Below are 17,609 nucleotides of genomic sequence, written 5' to 3' on the forward strand. Positions count from 1 at the left end.
CGAGTTTTCTGTGAAAATCTTGTACCTTCATCAGTATTTCGTGACTCCTGAAATGGGAGGCGGCACGCGGTCATATGAATTGGCCAGGCGCATGGTCGCCAGAGGGCACGAAGTGCACATGGTTACTTCCTCGACTGACGGCACTGTGCCAGGAAAAGCCTGGCGTCACGAGGTGATTAATGGAATAAACGTACATTGGCTACCAGTGCCGTACAACAACAACATGTCTTACCGTGATAGGCTCAAAGCTTTCTTTAAATTCGCATCTATGGCGGGAAGAAGGGCAAAAAAAATTGGTGGGGATGTGGTTTTCGCAACCAGCACCCCCCTGACAATTGCAATACCGGGGGTGAGTGCCAGCAAAGCCCTCAATGTCCCATTGGTGTTCGAGGTTAGAGATCTTTGGCCAGAACTTCCAATTGCCATGGGTGCCTTACGCTTTCCCTTAAGTATTTGGGCTGCAAAGAAACTAGAGCGGTGGGCGTATCGAAATTCAGACTACATAATTGGCCTCTCGCCAGGAATGTGCGATGGGGTAGTAGCTACCGGTATTCCCGTAGAGAGGGTGAAATGCATTCCCAACAGTTGCGATATTGATATGTTCAATGTCGCTGATGTTGAGGGCCTGCAGTTTAGGCAAGAACGCCCGTGGATTAACGAGCGGCCCTTAGTAGTCTACGCCGGAACAATAGGGCACATTAATGATGTCGAATACTTGGTCAAAGTAGCTAAGGCAGCCAAAAACAACAAGAGCGACCTTTGTTTTCTGGTGGTGGGGCGTGGTGTAAACGAAAGAAATGTGAGGAGTCTTGCAACCGAGTATGGCGTCCTTGATAACAACTTTTTCATGGAAGGCCCCATGGCTAAGTCTCAAATAGTGGCACTATTGAGTGCAGCGACAGTATGTACGTCATTATTTATTCCCGTTAAGGCTATGGAAAATAATAGTGCCAATAAATTTTTCGATGGTTTGGCTGCCGGGAAACCGGTGGCCATAAATTATGGTGGTTGGCAGAGCGAAATTCTTAGTCAATCTGGTGCTGGAGTTGAGATGCCGTCTGAATCGCCAGAAGAGGGCGCGAGTATTCTCCAAGATCTCGTGCGAAACACCGCTAAGCTCAATGCTGCGAGAGTGGCGGCCAGTGAATTAGCAAAAACCAAATTTTCTCGTGATGCACTGGCAAATGAGCTCATTCAAGTGCTCGAGAGGGCGTATGCAAAAAAGAGCAATTGATCTGGTGGTTTCGGTTCTCGGGATACTGATTCTATCGCCTCTAATCATGTTATTGGCTCTTTTAGTGCGGCTTTTTGTGGGTAGTCCGATCTTCTTTTGTCAAGTACGTCCGGGAAGGAATGCTAAGCCTTTTAAACTTTATAAATTCAGGACAATGACCGACGCTCGAGATGAGAATGGAGAGCTTCTCGCTGACAGCGAACGGTTGTCCCCTTTTGGGCAGTTGCTTAGATCTACGAGTCTCGATGAATTGCCCAGCTTATTCAACGTCTTGGTGGGGGATATGAGCCTTGTCGGCCCGAGGCCTCTTTTAATGGAATATTTGCCGCTTTACAGCAATCGGCAATTTCGACGGCACGAAGTCCGTCCGGGTATTACAGGTTGGGCTCAGGTTAATGGCAGGAATGCCATCTCGTGGGAGAAAAAATTTGAGTTGGATGTTTGGTACGTGGACAACAGGTCCATTGCACTAGATCTAAAAATCTTGATTCTGACCGTGAGGAAAGTATTAATCCGTGACGGTATCAGTGCTGACGGAGAGGCTACAATTACTCCGTTCAAGGGGAACCGGAATTGAGACGGCTGGCCGTTTTGGGTGCCAGTGGCCACGGAAAAGTTGTTGCCGATGCTGCGGAGGTCAGCGGTTGGGATGACGTGTCTTTCTTTGACGATCGATGGCCTGCTTACAAATTCAATGGACCTTGGCGGGTGTGCGGTGACAGCAACGCGTTATTGTGTAGTGTCGAGCAATACGAGGGCGTGGTTGTCGCTATAGGCGACAATAAAACAAGGTCCCGCAAACATAGAGAGCTGCAAGCTGTAGGGGCTCGTCTCGTTAATATCGTTCATCCTTCTGCAGTGGTGAGTTCATTGTCAGAAATTGGTTTGGGAGTAGTAGTTCTCGCCAATTCCGTAGTTAACCCCTGCTCAACGCTAGCTGACGGAATAATTGTGAATACCGGCGCGGTGGTGGAGCACGATTGCACGGTGGGTGAGTTTGCGCACATTAGCCCTAACGCTGTCTTGTCAGGAGGTGTGCAGCTAGGAGCGTTCGTATGGGTTGGTGCGGGTTCCTCTGTCCGGCAAGGTGTTACCGTGGGCGATGGCTCCACTCTGGGTATGGGGGCTGCTATTGTCAAAGATGTTCCACCCGGAGCCACTGTCGTAGGCGTGCCAGCCCGGCAGATTCATTCCTAATGTTTACCAGGTAGTTAAATGCTCAATACTCCCTTCTCTCCTTGGCCATCTTTCTCCAAAGAAGAGGCCTCTGCTGTCTCTCAAGTTCTCCTCAGCAATAAGGTAAATTACTGGACTGGCGATGAATGCAGAAAATTCGAGGAAGAATTTGCAGAGTTTGCTGGTGTCAATTATGCAATAGCGCTTGCGAACGGAACGGTTGCTCTGGATCTGGCTTTGATGGCCATTGGAGTTGGTCAAGGCGATGAGGTGATCGTAACGTCAAGGACCTTTATTGCCTCGGTTTCCAGTATTGTCACGGCGGGGGCAAGCCCTGTATTCGCCGACGTCTGCAAGGATTCACAAAACGTTACCGCAGAAACAGTATCTGGGCTGATTACTTCGAGAACGAAAGCAATCATAGCGGTTCATCTCGCAGGTTGGCCTTGCGACATGGACGGCCTGAACGATTTGGCATGCAAATATGGTATTTCGATTATTGAGGACTGTGCACAGGCTCATGGTGCCAAATATAAAGGTCGCCCCATGGGCTCACTAGGAGACGTCGCCGCCTGGTCATTTTGCCAAGATAAGATTATGACCACGGGCGGAGAAGGCGGCATGGTGACCACCAATAATCGGGAATTGTGGAAACGCATGTGGGCATACAAAGACCATGGGAAAAGCTGGGATGCGGTTTACGAACGCCAACACCCGCCAGGTTTCCGTTGGCTGCATGAGAGCTTCGGCACCAACTGGCGGATGACAGAAATGCAGGGCGTTATCGGGCGCATTCAGTTGAAGTGCATGCCGGATTGGACGGCGGCCCGCCAACGTAACGCCCAAGCAATCTGGAAAACCGCTAGCCAACTCCAAGGACTTCGCGTACCGGCGGTGCCAGGCGATGTCGAACATGCGGCTTATAAGTGCTATGTGTTTGTGGATCCTGAAAACCTAGCCGAGGATTGGGATAGAGATCGCATTCAGGAGCAGATAGTAGCAATGGGAGTGCCATGCTTTTCTGGCTCTTGCTCTGAGGTCTATCTTGAAAAAGCTTTTGATGGAACTGGATGGCGACCGGATGAAAGATTGCCAATAGCACGTGAGCTAGGGGAAACAAGCTTGATGTTTTTGGTTCACCCTACGCTGACCCAATCCGAAATTGAAAAAACATGCCGCGTTTTGACTGAAGTAATGCAACGTTCATCGGCATAAGGCTCTAAGGAGTATTTGGTGAAAATAGCTATTGCTGGTACAGGTTATGTTGGTTTATCCAACGCAATGCTGCTTGCCCAGCACAATAAAGTGGTCGCTCTAGATATTGATAAGGAAAAAGTAGAGCTGCTTAACAACGGCAGAAGCCCTATAGTCGACCCTCAGGTCGGTGAATTTCTGACTAACAAAAAGCTTGACTTCACTGCGACTCTGGATCTTGAGTTGGCATACCTCGGTGCCGATTATGTAGTGATTGCCACGCCAACGGACTACGACCCGGAAACGAACTACTTCAACACTAAAACGGTTGAGACCGTTGTTCAGGATGTGCTGGACATCAATCCGGATGCAGTGATGGTGATCAAGTCCACGGTTCCTGTTGGGTACACAAAAAACATCTGCGAGCGCTTTTCAACAACGAATATTCTTTTCTCACCAGAGTTTCTGCGGGAAGGAAAGGCGCTTCACGACAACCTGTATCCCTCCAGGATTGTTGTGGGTGAGAGGTCTGAGCGAGCCGAGGTGTTTGCTGGATTGCTCAGGCAGGGAGCGGCTAAGCAGGATGCGCCGGTCTTGTTCACGGACAGTACCGAAGCCGAGGCGATTAAGCTGTTTTCCAATACCTACCTCGCCATGCGTGTGGCTTATTTCAACGAACTGGACACCTACGCAGCAACCCACGGCCTGGATACGCGCCAGATTATCGATGGCGTGGGGTTGGATCCTCGCATCGGTAACCATTACAACAACCCCTCATTCGGCTATGGGGGCTACTGTCTCCCAAAAGATACCAAACAGTTGTTGGCCAATTACGAGGATGTGCCTAATAATTTGATAAAGGCGATTGTAGATGCGAATCGTACACGCAAGGACTTTATTGCAGACGATCTCCTCCGGAAAAAGCCCGAAGTTGTCGGGGTTTACCGCCTGGTGATGAAAGCCGGGTCTGATAATTTTCGCGCCTCTGCCATTCAGGGCATCATGAAGCGAATCAAAGCCAAAGGGATTGAGGTGGTGATCTACGAACCTGAGCTTGATGCCGAGGAGTTCTTTCACTCACGGGTCGTCCGTGATCTTGCTGAATTCAAATCCATATCTGATGTAGTACTTGCAAACCGGCGTAGCGAAAACCTTTGGGATATTGAGGAGAAGGTCTACACCCGTGATTTGTTTGGCAGCGACTGATCTGTTGTGATCGAGCACAGTTTTCATGCGTGGAACGACGTTTTTGAAGAAGGGACGCGATGTTTGAACGATTTTTGAATCTGTCACGACTCCATAAGAGGCTGATATCCGTTTCAGTGGATGTATTGGTGCTGTTTTTTGCATTATATGCGGCGTTTTCGCTGAGGCTGGAACAGCATCTATGGGTGCCAAGCCGGGACCATTTGATTGTTTCCGCATTAACGGTTGTGATTACCATTGCGGCTTTTATAAGGCTGGGATTATACCGTGCTGTTATCCGGTATCTGAGTGACCGGGCATTTATCACCGTATTTTCCGGTGTGTGCATTTCTGCCATCACTCTAATCCTCCTTGGTTACTGGCTAGAAGTGTTGGTGCCGCGTTCGGTGCCAGTAATATATGGGGCTTTGGCTTTTATCTTCGTAAGTGGCACTCGTATGACAGTTCGGATGCTGGTGCACCGCCCGAAGCACCGAAACAAGCAGTTCGTTGCCATCGTGGGTGCCGGCGAAACCGGCCTTCAATTAGCAAATGCTTTGGCTCAAGGCACGGAGTACAAGCCCTGCGCTTTTATTACTCTGCGCAAGGGCAATCATCGGGCATTGGTTAATGGTATTCCGGTTTACGACATCAGCCATATCGAGCGGGCGGTGCAGGAGCACCGTATAAAAAGGTTGTTGTTGGCGCTGGACGCTAATTCCGGCATTGATCGGAAGCGTTTGCTCAAGAAGCTTGAGCCTCTGGCCATTCCGGTCCAGACCGTTCCTACGATGTCTGAGTTAGTGGCTGGCCAGGCGCGTATCAACGATATCCGGGATCTGGAGATTGAGGATCTGTTAGGGCGTGATCCGGTCCAGCCTGACAACGCTCAGGTGGCCAGGAGCCTGTATGACCGGGCGGTGATGGTAACCGGCGCCGGGGGCTCCATAGGTTCGGAGCTCTGTCGCCAGATTATTCAGCACCGCCCCTCCAAGCTGGTGCTGTTCGAACAGTCCGAATTCTCTCTCTACGCCATTGAGCGTGAGCTTCAGGCGATCAATCAAATTGAGGCGCTTGGGGTGGAGATCCACCCATTGTTGGGTAGTGTTACTCATCGTAGGCGCTGTGAGACTGCGATGAGGAGTTTTGGCATAGAGGCGGTATACCACGCCGCGGCTTACAAGCATGTGCCTTTGGTCGAGCACAATATTATTGAAGGTGTTCAGAATAATGTGTTCGGCACCTTCAATGTTGCGGAAGCGGCTATCGCGGCTGGAGTGAAGCGCTTTGTGCTGATTTCTACCGACAAAGCCGTGCGCCCCACCAATGTGATGGGCGCCAGCAAACGGCTCGCTGAGCTCGTGCTTCAGGGACTGGCTCAGCGGCAGTCAGACACTATTTTCTCCATGGTTCGATTTGGGAATGTGCTGGGCTCCTCCGGTTCGGTAGTCCCGCTTTTCCGCGATCAGATTCGCGATGGGGGGCCAGTTACCGTTACTCACCCGGATATTATCCGTTACTTTATGACCATTCCGGAGGCCAGCCAGTTGGTCCTTCAGGCTGGCAGTATGGGGCAGGGGGGAGAAGTTTTCGTTCTGGATATGGGCGAGCCTGTGAAGATTGCCGACTTGGCCCGAAAGATGATCCACCTGATGGGTTTGGTGGAGAAAACAGACGAGCGACCAGACGGCGACATCGAAATAGTCTTCTCTGGCTTGCGGCCGGGCGAAAAGCTCTATGAAGAGTTATTGATTGGTGATAACCCGCAGGGTACCGCTCACCCGCGGATCATGATGGCCAGGGAGGTCTCGATGGCTTGGTATGACGTGGAGCAGACGTTAAATCGGTTGATGCGGGCAAGTCATGAATTTGACTGCGGTGAGATTATTAAGATCCTCAAAACGGCACCTACAGGATTTGCGCATAATGGGGATGTAGCGGATCTGGTTTGGTGCAACGGCAATCGGGAGCGGCTTGGCGAAGGCAGGAATGAGGACAAGGTCCGTCGGTTGCCGTTGGCCTAGGCTATAATTTTTGGTAAATGATTTAGTGTCGGGGGCTTGATTGCCCCCGTTTTCGTTTTACAACAGGGAACGTTGATCATGATCGATATTTTGCACCATGGCGCCACCTCTGGCGTAACCGGCTCTTGCCACGAACTTACCGTTGGTCACGCGGCCGAAAAGAGCGGCATCCTCATAGACTGCGGCCTGTTCCAGGGCCAGGACGAGGGCCGCGGTGCTTCCGCGTCTGATCTCTCCATTGATTTTCCCATTGATCATATCCGGGCTCTGGTGGTCACCCACGTGCATATCGACCACGTGGGGCGCATTCCCTATTTGCTGGCTGCGGGTTTCGATGGGCCCATTATTTGTTCCGAGCCTTCAGCCATTATGCTGCCGGAGATACTGGAGGATGCGCTGAAAATCGGTTTCACCCGCGACCGGCAACTGATTGATCGTGTTCTGGGAGTGATCCGTTCCCGTCTGGTGCCGGTGCATTATGGCAAGTGGCATCCGGTGTTTGATGAGGATGGTTGCTGGCTGTCGGTTCGGCTGCAGAGGGCTGGGCATATACTGGGTTCGGCCTATGTTGAGTGTGATGCACGTGCGGGCGAATCTGAAGAACGGGTTGTGTTCAGTGGCGACCTCGGCGCGCCCCATGCTCCGTTGCTGCCCGCCCCCCAATCCCCAGAGCGAGCAGATCGGCTGGTGATCGAGAGTACTTATGGAGACAAAGACCACGAGGACCGGGAAACGCGGCGTTACCGGTTGAAGGCGGTTCTGGAACACTCGCTGGAAGACGGCGGTACGGTGTTGGTGCCGGCATTCAGTATTGGGCGTACGCAGGAGTTGCTTTATGAGATTGAAAGTCTGATTCATGAGTTTGGAGATGACGCTCTAGCTTCGGGCGGGAAAATGGGGTCTGACCCCGCGGGGTCAGACCCCTCCTTCACCTGGGAGTCGTTGGAAATTGTTGTGGATTCGCCGCTGGCGGCTGAATTCACTCGAATCTATCGAGACCTGAAGCCCTACTGGGATGCTGAGGCCACAGACTTGGTACGCCAGGGCCGGCATCCGCTTTCTTTCGAGCAACTCACGGTTATCAACTCCCATGAAGACCACCTGAATGCTGTGGATTACCTTGCCCGTTCCCACCGCCCTTGTGTGGTTCTGGCCGGCTCCGGTATGTGCGCCGGTGGCCGTGTGGTGAATTATCTGAAGGCAATGCTTGGGGAAAAGCGGAACGATGTCCTGTTTGTGGGCTACCAGGCTGCGGGCACGCCGGGGCGGGATATCCTCACTTATGGGCCTCGCGGTGGTTGGGTGGAGCTTGATGGTGAGCGCTACGATATCCGGGCCCGTGTTCATCAGGTCGGTGGCTATTCGGCCCATGCGGGGCAATCGGATCTTGTGGCGTTTGTATCAGGTATACCTGTACCGCCCCGCGAGATTCGAATTGTCCACGGTGATCCGGGCGCTAAACTGGCGTTGAAAAGGTGTTTTCAATCCCTGACGGGTACAGACATAATTATCCCATCTGAGTAGGGCGGATCGACGCCGGGTTTTGCTTCTGGGGAAAGGAATTCAAATGAAGAAAATTGCAGTTATTGGTCTGGGTTATGTGGGGCTGCCTCTCGCCACGGCCTTTGGTGAAAAGCGGGAAATTGTCGGTTTCGATATCAATAAAAAACGAATTGCCGAGCTGAAAGATGGCGTTGATTTCACCCGTGAGGTGTCCCGGGAAGAATTGGCCGCGGCGTCGGGTTTGTCTTTTACCGATAATCTTGAAGGCATTCGTGATTGCCAGATTTATATTGTCACGGTGCCTACCCCGATTGATGAATTCAAAACTCCGGATTTAACCCCTCTGGTAAAAGCCAGCGAAACCGTAGGCAAGGTTTTGAAGCAGGGCGATATTGTGATTTACGAATCCACGGTCTATCCCGGCGCTACGGAAGAAGTTTGTGTGCCGGTACTGGAGAAAGTATCCGGCCTTGCGTTTAACAACGATTTCTTTGCCGGTTACAGTCCTGAGCGAATCAATCCGGGTGATAAGGAGCATCGGGTAACCAGCATCATGAAAGTAACCTCTGGTTCCACTCCGGGAATTGCCGATGAAGTGGATGCACTTTATGCCAGTGTTATAACCGCAGGCACCCATAAAGCCAGTTCTATCAAAGTGGCCGAAGCGGCAAAGGTTATCGAAAACACCCAGCGTGATCTGAATATAGCGCTGATGAATGAGCTTTCGATGATTTTTTCTCGCCTGAAAATTGATACCCATGAAGTGCTTGCTGCAGCGGGAACCAAATGGAATTTCCTGCCCTTTAAACCCGGCCTGGTGGGTGGGCACTGCATTGGTGTGGACCCGTACTACCTCACCCACAAAGCCCAGGCTATTGGTTACCATCCGGAAATTATTCTGTCCGGCCGGCGGGTAAACGACAATATGGGCCCCTATGCAGCAGCTGAGCTGGTTAAGGCGATGATTAAAACCGGGCACACTGTGGCATCTTCAAAAGTTTTGGTAATGGGGCTTACCTTCAAGGAGAACTGCCCGGATTTACGGAACACGCGGGTAATAGATGTTATTCGGGAACTGGAAGATTTTGGTTGCTCCGTAGATGTGACGGACTGCTGGGCAGATAATGCCGAAGCCGAACATGAATATGGAATTGCCCTGGTGAATTCCCCGAAAGCCGGAGATTATGATGCGCTGTTTCTTGCAGTGCCTCATCGTGAATATGCGGCCAAATCTTCAAAAGAACTGCGAGCTTATTTGAAAGACAATGGCGTTCTGTTTGACCTGAAGGGTGTTTTGCCATTGGGCGAAGCGGATCTTCGGCTGTAAGTATAAAAAATGTACAGAGTTTGATTTAAAAGCCGGTCAATTTGACTGGCTTTTTTATTAAAGGCTCGTAAATAAATAATTTTGCCAGATCACATTTATTTGATTATTATCTCGGTTGACTTTTGGTCAACTCCAATTAAGTTTTTAAAACCCCTATTTGAATAAGGTTTTAATTCCATGGCAAAGATTAACGACTATTACCAGAAAAAACAGCTTATGGAAAAGCTTGCTGCAGAGCTGGAACAGCTTGAAAAAGACCAGGCTCTGAAGGGCGAACTGGAGTTTGAAAACAAAGTTCGTGCATTGATGAAGGAGTATGACAAGTCACCGAAGGATGTTCTTCAGATTCTTTCCGCAATTGATCCCTCAGTATCCGGTGGCAAGACTGATTCAACCGCCGGCAGCCGCCCGAAGCGCCCGATGAAGACTTACAAGAACCCGCATACTGGTGAAGTGGTTAAAACACGTGGTGGCAATCACAAGACGTTGAATGAGTGGCGTCAGAAGCATGGTAAGGAAGCTGTGCAGAGCTGGCAGCAGGACTAACCGCCAGATTGGGGTCAGATGAAAATGGGGTCAGAAGAAAAACTCTTCTGACCCCATTTTCATCTGACCCCGATTTCACTCCTTCATAATCCGGATGACATTCTCGCTGAGACAGCTACGCACAAAGCGATTCATGGCCGTCTCATCACCGGATGCTTAAAACTCCAGCATCAACCCATTGAACTCAATTTACGTTACGTTCGATCTGTCGCCTTGCTGTACACATCACCGCGTTCCCGTCGTCCCACGGCCACAACCGTCACTAAAACCTCACCGTTCTCAACTTGGTAGACCAAGCGATATCCAACACTCTTTAATTTGATTTTGTAGCAATCTTGCAGCCCCGATAGGGCATCAGCTGGAACGTGAGGTTCTTCGAGGCGTTTCGTAAGCTTTTTCTTAAACTGATCTCGAATTGCCGGAGCAAGCTTCTTCCATTCCTTTAGAGCTGATGGTTTGAACGCAAGCGAATACTTAAAGCTCATTGAGATCGACTCGAATACTTGGCTCTACAAGTCTTTCTTTCACAATTGCTACCATCTCTTGGTCGTCAAGTCGGTCAAGCATGGCTTCGTAAATTTCAGCAGGAACGCAGTAGAATGCCGGCTTGTTCCGGTTGAGAACAACGATCGGGAATCCCTCTCCCGAATCCACGGCTGCCATCGGATTCTTCTTGAACTCTGAAATGCTGGCGGTCACTTCAGAATAGATTTGATTAGTCATAACTCTCTCCAAAGACCTATTAATAGGTCATATTTTGAGGGTGAGCGGGCTCCTATGCAAGCAAGAAGGCCTTTAATAGATCGTATATAGCGGGAATGTTCTTAAAAATGGGGTCAGAAGAAAAGTTCTTCTGACCCCAACTTTGGCCCGCCTCTCAGTAAACGATGCCGTATTTTGCTTTGAGTTCACTTTTGAACTTCGGCGAGCCCAAGGTTTTGCCACTTCTGGCGGCTTTGCGGATTTCGTCTTTGAGGTAATCTGGCAGGGGGCTGGCGAAGAGTTGCATGTACCTTCTCCTGCGTTCTTGCCCATCTTTGCCGAGGGCTCGGTAAAGAGGGTGAGGGCTGTGCATGTCGCTGGTTTTGCCAAGGGCATGACACTGGTAGCTCGACCACCAGTAATCCTCAGGATTGGCGACCATGCCTGCGCTGACTGGGTTCATCTCAATGTAACGTTGGCAGCCCAGCAGGTAGTTTTCTGAATCGATAAGGCAGGATCGAAATCGTCCTTCCCAAAGGCCGCCCGTTCTGTCATGTCGACGGTTAAAGTAGCGCACGTAGCGCCGACCGATTGACTGCATGAAGGCTGACAAGCTTTTTTCTGTTGAGGGCGTTGCCAGCAAATGGACGTGGTTTGTCATTAGAGCCCAGCCATGAAGGGCGATACCGTGCTCTTTGGAATATTGCTCCATCAAACGGCAGTAAAAAGCAAAATCCACGCGGCCTTTGAAGGTGGGCTGACGGTTATTTCCCCTCTGGATGATGTGTTGGGGCACGCCGGGAGGGCAGAATCTGATGGTTCTGGGCATAGCATCACGTCCTTGTGACAGTTTTGTTTAAGCAGGAACCCTATCGTGGTGACGCCTCGTCTTCCATGATGGAGCGCACGAACTTAGGGTCAGATGAAATTGGGGTCAGAAGAACTTTTCTTCTGACCCCAATTTCATCTGACCCCAACTTAACCCACCACCACCCGGTTTCGACCACCTTCCTTTGCCGCGTACAACGCCTCGTCTGCTTTCTGCATCCACTGCATATAGTTTTCAGGTTCGTCCGTTAACTGGGCAATGCCAATGCTGATGGTATACCGGATCGGTGCCACGCTTGTTTCGACAACGCTCTGCTCAATGTTCTCTCGTATCCGTTCGCAGATGATGCGTGCGCCTTCGGCGTCGGTTTCCGGCAATATGATGCCGAATTCCTCACCCCCGTAGCGGCCGGCACTGTCGGATTGTCGTATGGCATTGCGGGTGAGACTAGCGGTGTGTTTGATCACTTCGTCCCCTGCCAGATGGCCATGGGTGTCATTCACCGGCTTGAAGTGGTCAATATCAAACATCACCAGGCTGGTGGTGTGGCCATAGCGGCGGAAGCGTTCGAATTCGGCGTCCACCAGGTTTTCCCAGGTGCCCCGGTTGAGCAGGCCGGTCAGGCGGTCTGTCATGCTCAGTTTGGCCAGCTGTTCGTTGGCTCGTTCCAGGGCCATTTTGCTGCTGGCAATGTCGGTCACGTCGTACACCATCAGGCACACTTTGTTAACTTCTCCCGTGGTGCCGGTGAGTGGGCTAATGGTGAGATTCTGGAACATGTACTCTTCGGTGCCGGTGATGGGCCGGGTATTGCGGAACTGGAACAGGTAGGGGCGTTGCTCCCAGGAGGTAAAGGCTTTGGTGTTAAGCAAGGCCACGGCGTCTACTTTTCGGGTCAGCCAGGCTTGGGGGATATCCGGGAATACATCGAACAATACTTGACCCTGGATTCTGCTCGCGGTGATGCCGCTGTGGTTTTCCATGAATCCATTCCAGACTTCGACTTTGAAATCCAGGTCCAGGACTACCAGCCCCACTTCCACGGATTCCAGCATGTCCATCAGCCAGTGAAAGGAGTTGGCTTCAGATTCTTCTATGGCCATGAGTCAGTCCACCAGATATTGCAGGCGATCTTCGAGAAAAGGCACTGAATCCTCGGTAAGAAGGATCAGCATGTCGCATTCGATGTCCCGGTCTTCCAGGGCGTAGCAAATTTCGATACACAGCAGCTGTTCCTCATGGGTGCTGTGGTGTTCCAGCAATTCGGTAATTGGGCGGTGCTGCCCCAGCACCGTGGGGTGGCCAAGGCCGAGTTTCAGGTCGAGCTGGTCGCCAATGCCTTTGAGAAAGGCGCCGAAGAGTATGCTGGACATATCCATCAGCACTTCTACGTTCACCGCTTCACCCTCAAGGGTATCGTAGTGAAGCATTTCCGCCATTTCCCGGAAGCTGGCGTCAGCGAACAGCAAAAGAGCCTCTCCGGCGATGCCGGCACCGGTGAACCCCTGGCACACGGCGGAATAGGTGTGGCTGTCGCTGACCGAGGAAATGGCCATGTGCAGTTCGGAGTTGGCCAGGAAGGCGACCTTGGGAATCGGCTGTTTGACGAAGACACGTAACAACCGGGCCAGTAGATCGGAGGACCGGCCCATGGCGACGTTGGAAATTTCCTGCAGGTAGTCGTTCAGGGAAACGGAGATTTCCGGAGCGGCACTGCCTGTGCTCTTAAGGCTGGTGTCCTGCAGCGCCGAATCTTCGAGTTCACCAGGCCGGTACACCCCGTATTCCACCAGCAGATCAAGTACGGTGCAGGTCTCTGTTGGCTTTTTGATGAAGTCGAGGGCGCCGAGCTTTTTGACCCGGTCCCGGGCTTCGGGCTGGATATCGCCGGAAACGACGATGGTCATGACCGGTAAATCTTCCTTGCGAACCTGCTCCAGCACCTGGTAGCCATCCATCTCTGGCATGTTCAGATCCAGGAACAGCAGCTCTGCCTTTTCCCCGCGCAATTTCTCCAGCGCTTCCACACCATCCTTTGCGAAACTGACGTCTCCGCGCAATCCCTCAGGCAGCGCCCGGGCCATTTGCTTTCTGGCAAGGGCAGAATCGTCGCAGATCAGTATCCGGGTGGTCATTGATGGGGCCGTAGAGGGTTGGTCATAAGTTGCGAAAGTATACCAGTAGTATTTGTTATGTACACGTTTGCTACAGCATTCGTAACAATGGGTAAGGCGTTGTAAGTATTTTAAGCCAAAGGTTTTGTGACTGTATTCAAAGTTGGTTGAGTATTACTGAATTGTAAACGGTGATTGTGAATCTGCTCACTCTATTGGCCGATCTGCCTTGGTTATAGTGTGTCTGCGGCAAATAAAATAATAATGGTTCTTCAGAGACACAACACTATGAGACAGCAGGCGTATGGATACGCTGCCGTCACCCTGTTCTGCCTGGGTATTGCGCCCGTTGTCCAGGCAGAGCTGAATCCCATTTCTGATGAAACAATGGGTGAGGTGACCGGGCAGGCTTTTATGCAGATTGAGAACATTGATGGCGGTGTCGACGGTCATCAGTTCACCCGAATGACTTTGGGGATGGATGTTGAGACCCGAGTTAATATCGACGATGTGAAAGCCGGCGAAATCGACGGAGGCGCGGACTTTGCCGCTGAGCACGTGGCGTTGGGGCATATTGCTCGCAACGATGGCGTTCAATATAACGGTCGTACCTACAGCAAAGGCGACACCGTTCATTTTGAGGCGTTCAAGCCTTACATCGAGCTGGCAAATGGTGCTAACGATGAGCTTGCCGGGTTCAGGATGGGATTTGGGCAGGCGAGAGGGTCGGTTTCCTCGCTGACCGGCAGTTTCAGTGGCAACATCGGTTTAAAGCTTGCTGATGGCTCCGACACGGTTTACGACGCCGCGTTGATGGATCAAAACGCCCAGGCAACTCAACGAAGAGCCACTCATATTGGTATCGTCGACCCCGCAGCAGCCACCGCGGACTGCAATGCAGTTTCTGCCACAAACTGTGCTCCGCTTTCTAATCTTCAGTCTCTGATTGTGGGTAGTGAAAACGCCGACGGCACCACAGGATTTACCAACGATTTCTTTATCGGTTTCCAGCGCGAGGATGTTGGTTGGCAAAGCCCGGATGGTGCCACCGTGATCAACGCTGGCCAGGGTGTGTTCATCAACTTGCCTACCAGCATGACGGTAGATATGGACCAATTGATCACCCAAGGCGTAGAGCGATTACAGACCCATCGCAATGACATGGGTAAGCAGCTCTTCTAAGAGTGGCCCTCGGTTAGATTCCGAATAAAGAGTTTTGGCTGATGAGATCAGGGAGTGATCGGTGCCAACCCTTCTTTACCTGAATGGTTTTAAGTTCTTCTTTTACGCCAACGATCATTGGCCCGCCCACGTTCATGTACTTAAAGGCGAGCGATGGGCTAAAATTCAGCTAAGTGACCTCAAGGTCGTGCACAGCTCTATGAAACAGCAGGAGCTGCGTGCGTGCCTTGAAATTGTTGAAAGCCATAGGTCGGAGTTTCTGGAGCGTTGGAATGCCTGGTTTCAAAGGTAAATCCGTTCATATAGACGATCGCCATCTCCATGTAGAGCTGGAGGATGGTCGCGTGATATCGACGCCCATTCACTGGTACCCAGAGCTGGAGCGTGCCTCGATTGAGGAGTTCCGTAAGTACCGATTCATTTGCGATGCCACGGGCATCGAATGGGAAGATATCGACTACCACCTAAGTATCGAGGCGATGTTGTCGGTGGACTCCCGGCAAACTGCTGCCTGATTCTCCCGCCCTCTGAAATTGGGGTCAGATGAAACGTTCATCTGACCCCAATTTCATCTGACCCCAATTTAGCGACTGCAGGAGCTTCTGTTTTGATCCGCTCGTTTTACTGGCACGATTACGAAACCTTCGGCGTAGATCCGGTTCACGACAGGCCTTCCCAGTTTGCCGGCGTGCGGACGGATGCGGATCTCAACATCATCGAAGATCCCCTGGTGATCTACTGCAAGCCAGCGGACGATTATCTGCCATCGCCCGAAGCCTGCCTGATTACCGGGATCACTCCGCAAAAGGCCCTGGAAGATGGCTTTCCCGAGGCTGAGTTCATAGCCCAGATTAATGAAGCCTTCAGCCAGCCCGGCACCTGTGTGGTTGGCTACAACAGCCTGCGCTTTGACGATGAAGTGACCCGGCACACCCTCTACCGCAACCTGCGCGATCCCTACGCACGAGAATGGCAGAACGGCAATGCCCGCTGGGATATCATTGATATGGTCCGCCTGACCTATGCCCTGCGCCCCGAAGGTATCAACTGGCCCCGAAAGGAAGATGGCAGCCCCAGTTTCAAACTGGAGGAGCTGACCGTTGCCAACGGCATCGCCCACGAAGCGGCCCACGATGCCATGTCGGATGTTGAGGCGACCATTGCGGTGGCCAAGCTGATCAAGGAGAAACAGCCAAAGCTCTTTGATTTTGTTCTGCAGAATAAGGACAAACACTCGGCACGGGCGATGCTGGATACGGCTGCCATGAAGCCGGTGTTCCATATATCCGCCAAGTACCCGGCCAGCCGTGGGTGCTGTGCACTGGTTGCTCCGGTGGCCGAGCATCCAACCAACAAGAACCTGGTGATTGTTTACGATCTGCGCGAGGACCCCAGCGAGCTGATCGCCGCCAGCGCTGAGCAGATTCGTGAGCGTGTGTTTACTTCCCAGGCTGAATTGGGGGAGGGGGTCAGTCGCTTTCCTCTGAAAGGCGTGCAATTGAACAAGTGCCCGGTGCTGGCGCCGGCGAATATGCTATCCACCCTTTCTCCGGAGCGCCTCGAAGAATTGGCCCTGGACGGGGACACGCTGCGAGCCAACCTGGCCATGCTGCGCAAGGCGCCGGACTTGCCGGCCAGAATTGCCGAGGCTTTTGACCAGCCCCATGAGAGCGATCTGACAGACCCGGATGAGCAGCTCTATGCAGGTGGCTTTATCAGCAAAACTGACCGCGAGAAGCTGAACTGGGTGCTGGAACAGCCGGTTGAGACGCTTGGCGAGCTGGAGGTGACCTTTGAAGATGATCGCCTGCAGGAGCTTCTCTTTCGTTATCGGGCGCGGAATTACCCGGGTAGCCTGATGGGCGAAGAGATGGAAAGGTGGGAGGAGTTTCGCAGCCAGAGATTAATGCACCCAAAGAAGGGTTGGCGGTCTCTGGAGGCTTTTGCCCAGGAACTACAGCGCCTGGCGGCAGACCCGGAACTGACGCCGCAGAACAGACATATCCTCGAGGATCTGCATTTGTATGGGGAGTCTTTGATTCCCTACATCTAAAAATGGGGTCAGAAGAACTTTTCTTCTGACCCCAAGTTCACCTGAGCCGAGGTTCGCGCTCACCGCCGTTTTCTTTATTGTTTTGGGGGCAAGGTTTAAACTCCAAATACATCAACGTAAGCGACCGAGTACGTCATGGCCTCAATAAATGCGCTGAATATGCTGACAGAAAAACAGGACGAGATTCGGCGGCTTTGTGAAAAGCACCGGGTAATGTCGTTCGGTGTTTTCGGCTCTGCTGCCAAAGGGCATTTCAATGAGACCAGTGATCTGGATTTTCTTGTGGATTTTGATCCAGCTCTAACCGCCACTCAAAAGGCTGCGGCGTTTTTCGGGCTGAAAGAAGATCTTGAAATGATGTTTTCTCGTCCAGTGGATTTGGTCACAGTGTCGTCCCTGACCAACCCCTATTTCAGAGCCTCTGTACTTGAAGAGCGGCACTCATTATATGCAGCGTGAGGCTCTGAGAACTGATCGATAATCGAAAGTTGATCCTGTAGCAATGCGTCGAAAACGGGGTCAGAAGAACTTTTCTTCTGA

Annotated in this window: 19 protein-coding genes; 14 read left to right on the forward strand and 5 right to left on the reverse strand. The window is 51.8% G+C overall.

Annotation, left to right across the window (positions count from 1 at the left end; translation table 11 throughout):
• The first annotated feature begins 10 nt into the window (after positions 1-10).
• The 9 genes from CFB02_RS02975 to CFB02_RS03015 all read left to right on the forward strand — a co-directional run bounded on the left by CFB02_RS02975 (position 11) and on the right by CFB02_RS03015 (position 10,189).
• Positions 11-1,234 carry a glycosyltransferase family 4 protein gene (locus tag CFB02_RS02975; RefSeq protein ID WP_088556813.1) on the forward strand — a complete coding sequence of 408 codons (1,224 nt, stop codon included), beginning with the start codon at positions 11-13 and terminating at the stop codon, positions 1,232-1,234.
• Complete coding sequence (locus tag CFB02_RS02980) at positions 1,215-1,811, forward strand: sugar transferase (protein WP_088556814.1); 597 nt, start codon at positions 1,215-1,217, stop codon at positions 1,809-1,811. The genes CFB02_RS02975 and CFB02_RS02980 overlap by 20 nt, the downstream gene beginning before the upstream one ends.
• 14 nt (positions 1,812-1,825) lie before the next feature.
• Positions 1,826-2,431 carry an acetyltransferase gene (locus CFB02_RS02985; protein WP_319823079.1) on the forward strand — a complete coding sequence of 202 codons (606 nt, stop codon included), beginning with the start codon at positions 1,826-1,828 and terminating at the stop codon, positions 2,429-2,431.
• A gap of 18 nt (positions 2,432-2,449) precedes the next feature.
• Positions 2,450-3,625 (forward strand): DegT/DnrJ/EryC1/StrS family aminotransferase, encoded by a 1,176-nt coding sequence (locus tag CFB02_RS02990; RefSeq protein WP_088556816.1) that lies wholly within the window; start codon positions 2,450-2,452, stop codon positions 3,623-3,625.
• An 18-nt stretch (positions 3,626-3,643) separates the two neighbouring features.
• The gene (locus CFB02_RS02995) at positions 3,644-4,810 is read left to right on the forward strand and encodes a nucleotide sugar dehydrogenase (protein ID WP_088556817.1); all 1,167 of its coding nucleotides are present in this window, start codon (positions 3,644-3,646) and stop codon (positions 4,808-4,810) included.
• 59 nt (positions 4,811-4,869) lie between these two features.
• Positions 4,870-6,813, forward strand: a complete 1,944-nt coding sequence (locus tag CFB02_RS03000) for a polysaccharide biosynthesis protein (protein ID WP_088556818.1) — start codon at positions 4,870-4,872, stop codon at positions 6,811-6,813.
• Positions 6,814-6,891: 78 nt separating this feature from the next.
• A complete protein-coding gene (locus CFB02_RS03005) occupies positions 6,892-8,337 on the forward strand; it encodes an MBL fold metallo-hydrolase RNA specificity domain-containing protein (protein ID WP_088556819.1) in 1,446 nt (481 codons plus the stop codon).
• Between the two features lie 43 nt (positions 8,338-8,380).
• On the forward strand, positions 8,381-9,643 hold the full coding sequence (gene tviB, locus CFB02_RS03010) for a Vi polysaccharide biosynthesis UDP-N-acetylglucosamine C-6 dehydrogenase TviB (protein WP_088556820.1): 1,263 nt from the start codon (positions 8,381-8,383) through the stop codon (positions 9,641-9,643).
• Positions 9,644-9,820: 177 nt separating this feature from the next.
• On the forward strand, positions 9,821-10,189 hold the full coding sequence (locus tag CFB02_RS03015) for a histone-like nucleoid-structuring protein, MvaT/MvaU family (RefSeq protein WP_088556821.1): 369 nt from the start codon (positions 9,821-9,823) through the stop codon (positions 10,187-10,189).
• A gap of 194 nt (positions 10,190-10,383) precedes the next feature.
• On the opposite strand, the gene CFB02_RS03020 is transcribed toward CFB02_RS03015, so the two are convergent.
• The 5 genes from CFB02_RS03020 to CFB02_RS03040 all read right to left on the reverse strand — a co-directional run bounded on the left by CFB02_RS03020 (position 10,384) and on the right by CFB02_RS03040 (position 13,855).
• Positions 10,384-10,674, reverse strand: a complete 291-nt coding sequence (locus CFB02_RS03020; RefSeq protein WP_088556822.1) for a type II toxin-antitoxin system RelE family toxin — start codon at positions 10,672-10,674, stop codon at positions 10,384-10,386.
• Positions 10,664-10,912 (reverse strand): type II toxin-antitoxin system Phd/YefM family antitoxin, encoded by a 249-nt coding sequence (locus tag CFB02_RS03025; protein ID WP_088556823.1) that lies wholly within the window; start codon positions 10,910-10,912, stop codon positions 10,664-10,666. Before CFB02_RS03025 ends, CFB02_RS03020 begins: the two co-directional genes overlap by 11 nt.
• A gap of 154 nt (positions 10,913-11,066) precedes the next feature.
• Positions 11,067-11,720: a transposase gene (locus tag CFB02_RS03030; protein ID WP_088556824.1), complete on the reverse strand. Its 654-nt coding sequence runs from the start codon at positions 11,718-11,720 to the stop codon at positions 11,067-11,069.
• A 149-nt stretch (positions 11,721-11,869) separates the two neighbouring features.
• On the reverse strand, positions 11,870-12,823 hold the full coding sequence (locus CFB02_RS03035) for a GGDEF domain-containing protein (RefSeq protein ID WP_088556825.1): 954 nt from the start codon (positions 12,821-12,823) through the stop codon (positions 11,870-11,872).
• A gap of 3 nt (positions 12,824-12,826) precedes the next feature.
• Positions 12,827-13,855 (reverse strand): response regulator, encoded by a 1,029-nt coding sequence (locus CFB02_RS03040; RefSeq protein ID WP_088556826.1) that lies wholly within the window; start codon positions 13,853-13,855, stop codon positions 12,827-12,829.
• Between the two features lie 267 nt (positions 13,856-14,122).
• Between CFB02_RS03040 and CFB02_RS03045 the strand changes: the two genes are divergently transcribed.
• From CFB02_RS03045 to CFB02_RS03065, 5 genes are all read left to right on the forward strand, one after another.
• Positions 14,123-15,016 (forward strand): hypothetical protein, encoded by an 894-nt coding sequence (locus CFB02_RS03045; RefSeq protein WP_088556827.1) that lies wholly within the window; start codon positions 14,123-14,125, stop codon positions 15,014-15,016.
• Positions 15,017-15,077: 61 nt separating this feature from the next.
• Positions 15,078-15,308 (forward strand): DUF4160 domain-containing protein, encoded by a 231-nt coding sequence (locus CFB02_RS03050; RefSeq protein ID WP_088556828.1) that lies wholly within the window; start codon positions 15,078-15,080, stop codon positions 15,306-15,308.
• Positions 15,289-15,531: a DUF2442 domain-containing protein gene (locus CFB02_RS03055; protein WP_088556829.1), complete on the forward strand. Its 243-nt coding sequence runs from the start codon at positions 15,289-15,291 to the stop codon at positions 15,529-15,531. The genes CFB02_RS03050 and CFB02_RS03055 overlap by 20 nt, the downstream gene beginning before the upstream one ends.
• A gap of 92 nt (positions 15,532-15,623) precedes the next feature.
• On the forward strand, positions 15,624-17,069 hold the full coding sequence (gene sbcB, locus CFB02_RS03060; RefSeq protein WP_088556830.1) for an exodeoxyribonuclease I: 1,446 nt from the start codon (positions 15,624-15,626) through the stop codon (positions 17,067-17,069).
• 135 nt (positions 17,070-17,204) lie between these two features.
• Positions 17,205-17,528, forward strand: a complete 324-nt coding sequence (locus CFB02_RS03065) for a nucleotidyltransferase family protein (protein WP_088556831.1) — start codon at positions 17,205-17,207, stop codon at positions 17,526-17,528.
• Positions 17,529-17,609 lie beyond the last annotated feature (81 nt).

It is taken from the genome of Marinobacter sp. es.042, assembly GCF_900188315.1.
Taxonomy (GTDB): Bacteria; Pseudomonadota; Gammaproteobacteria; order Pseudomonadales; family Oleiphilaceae; genus Marinobacter.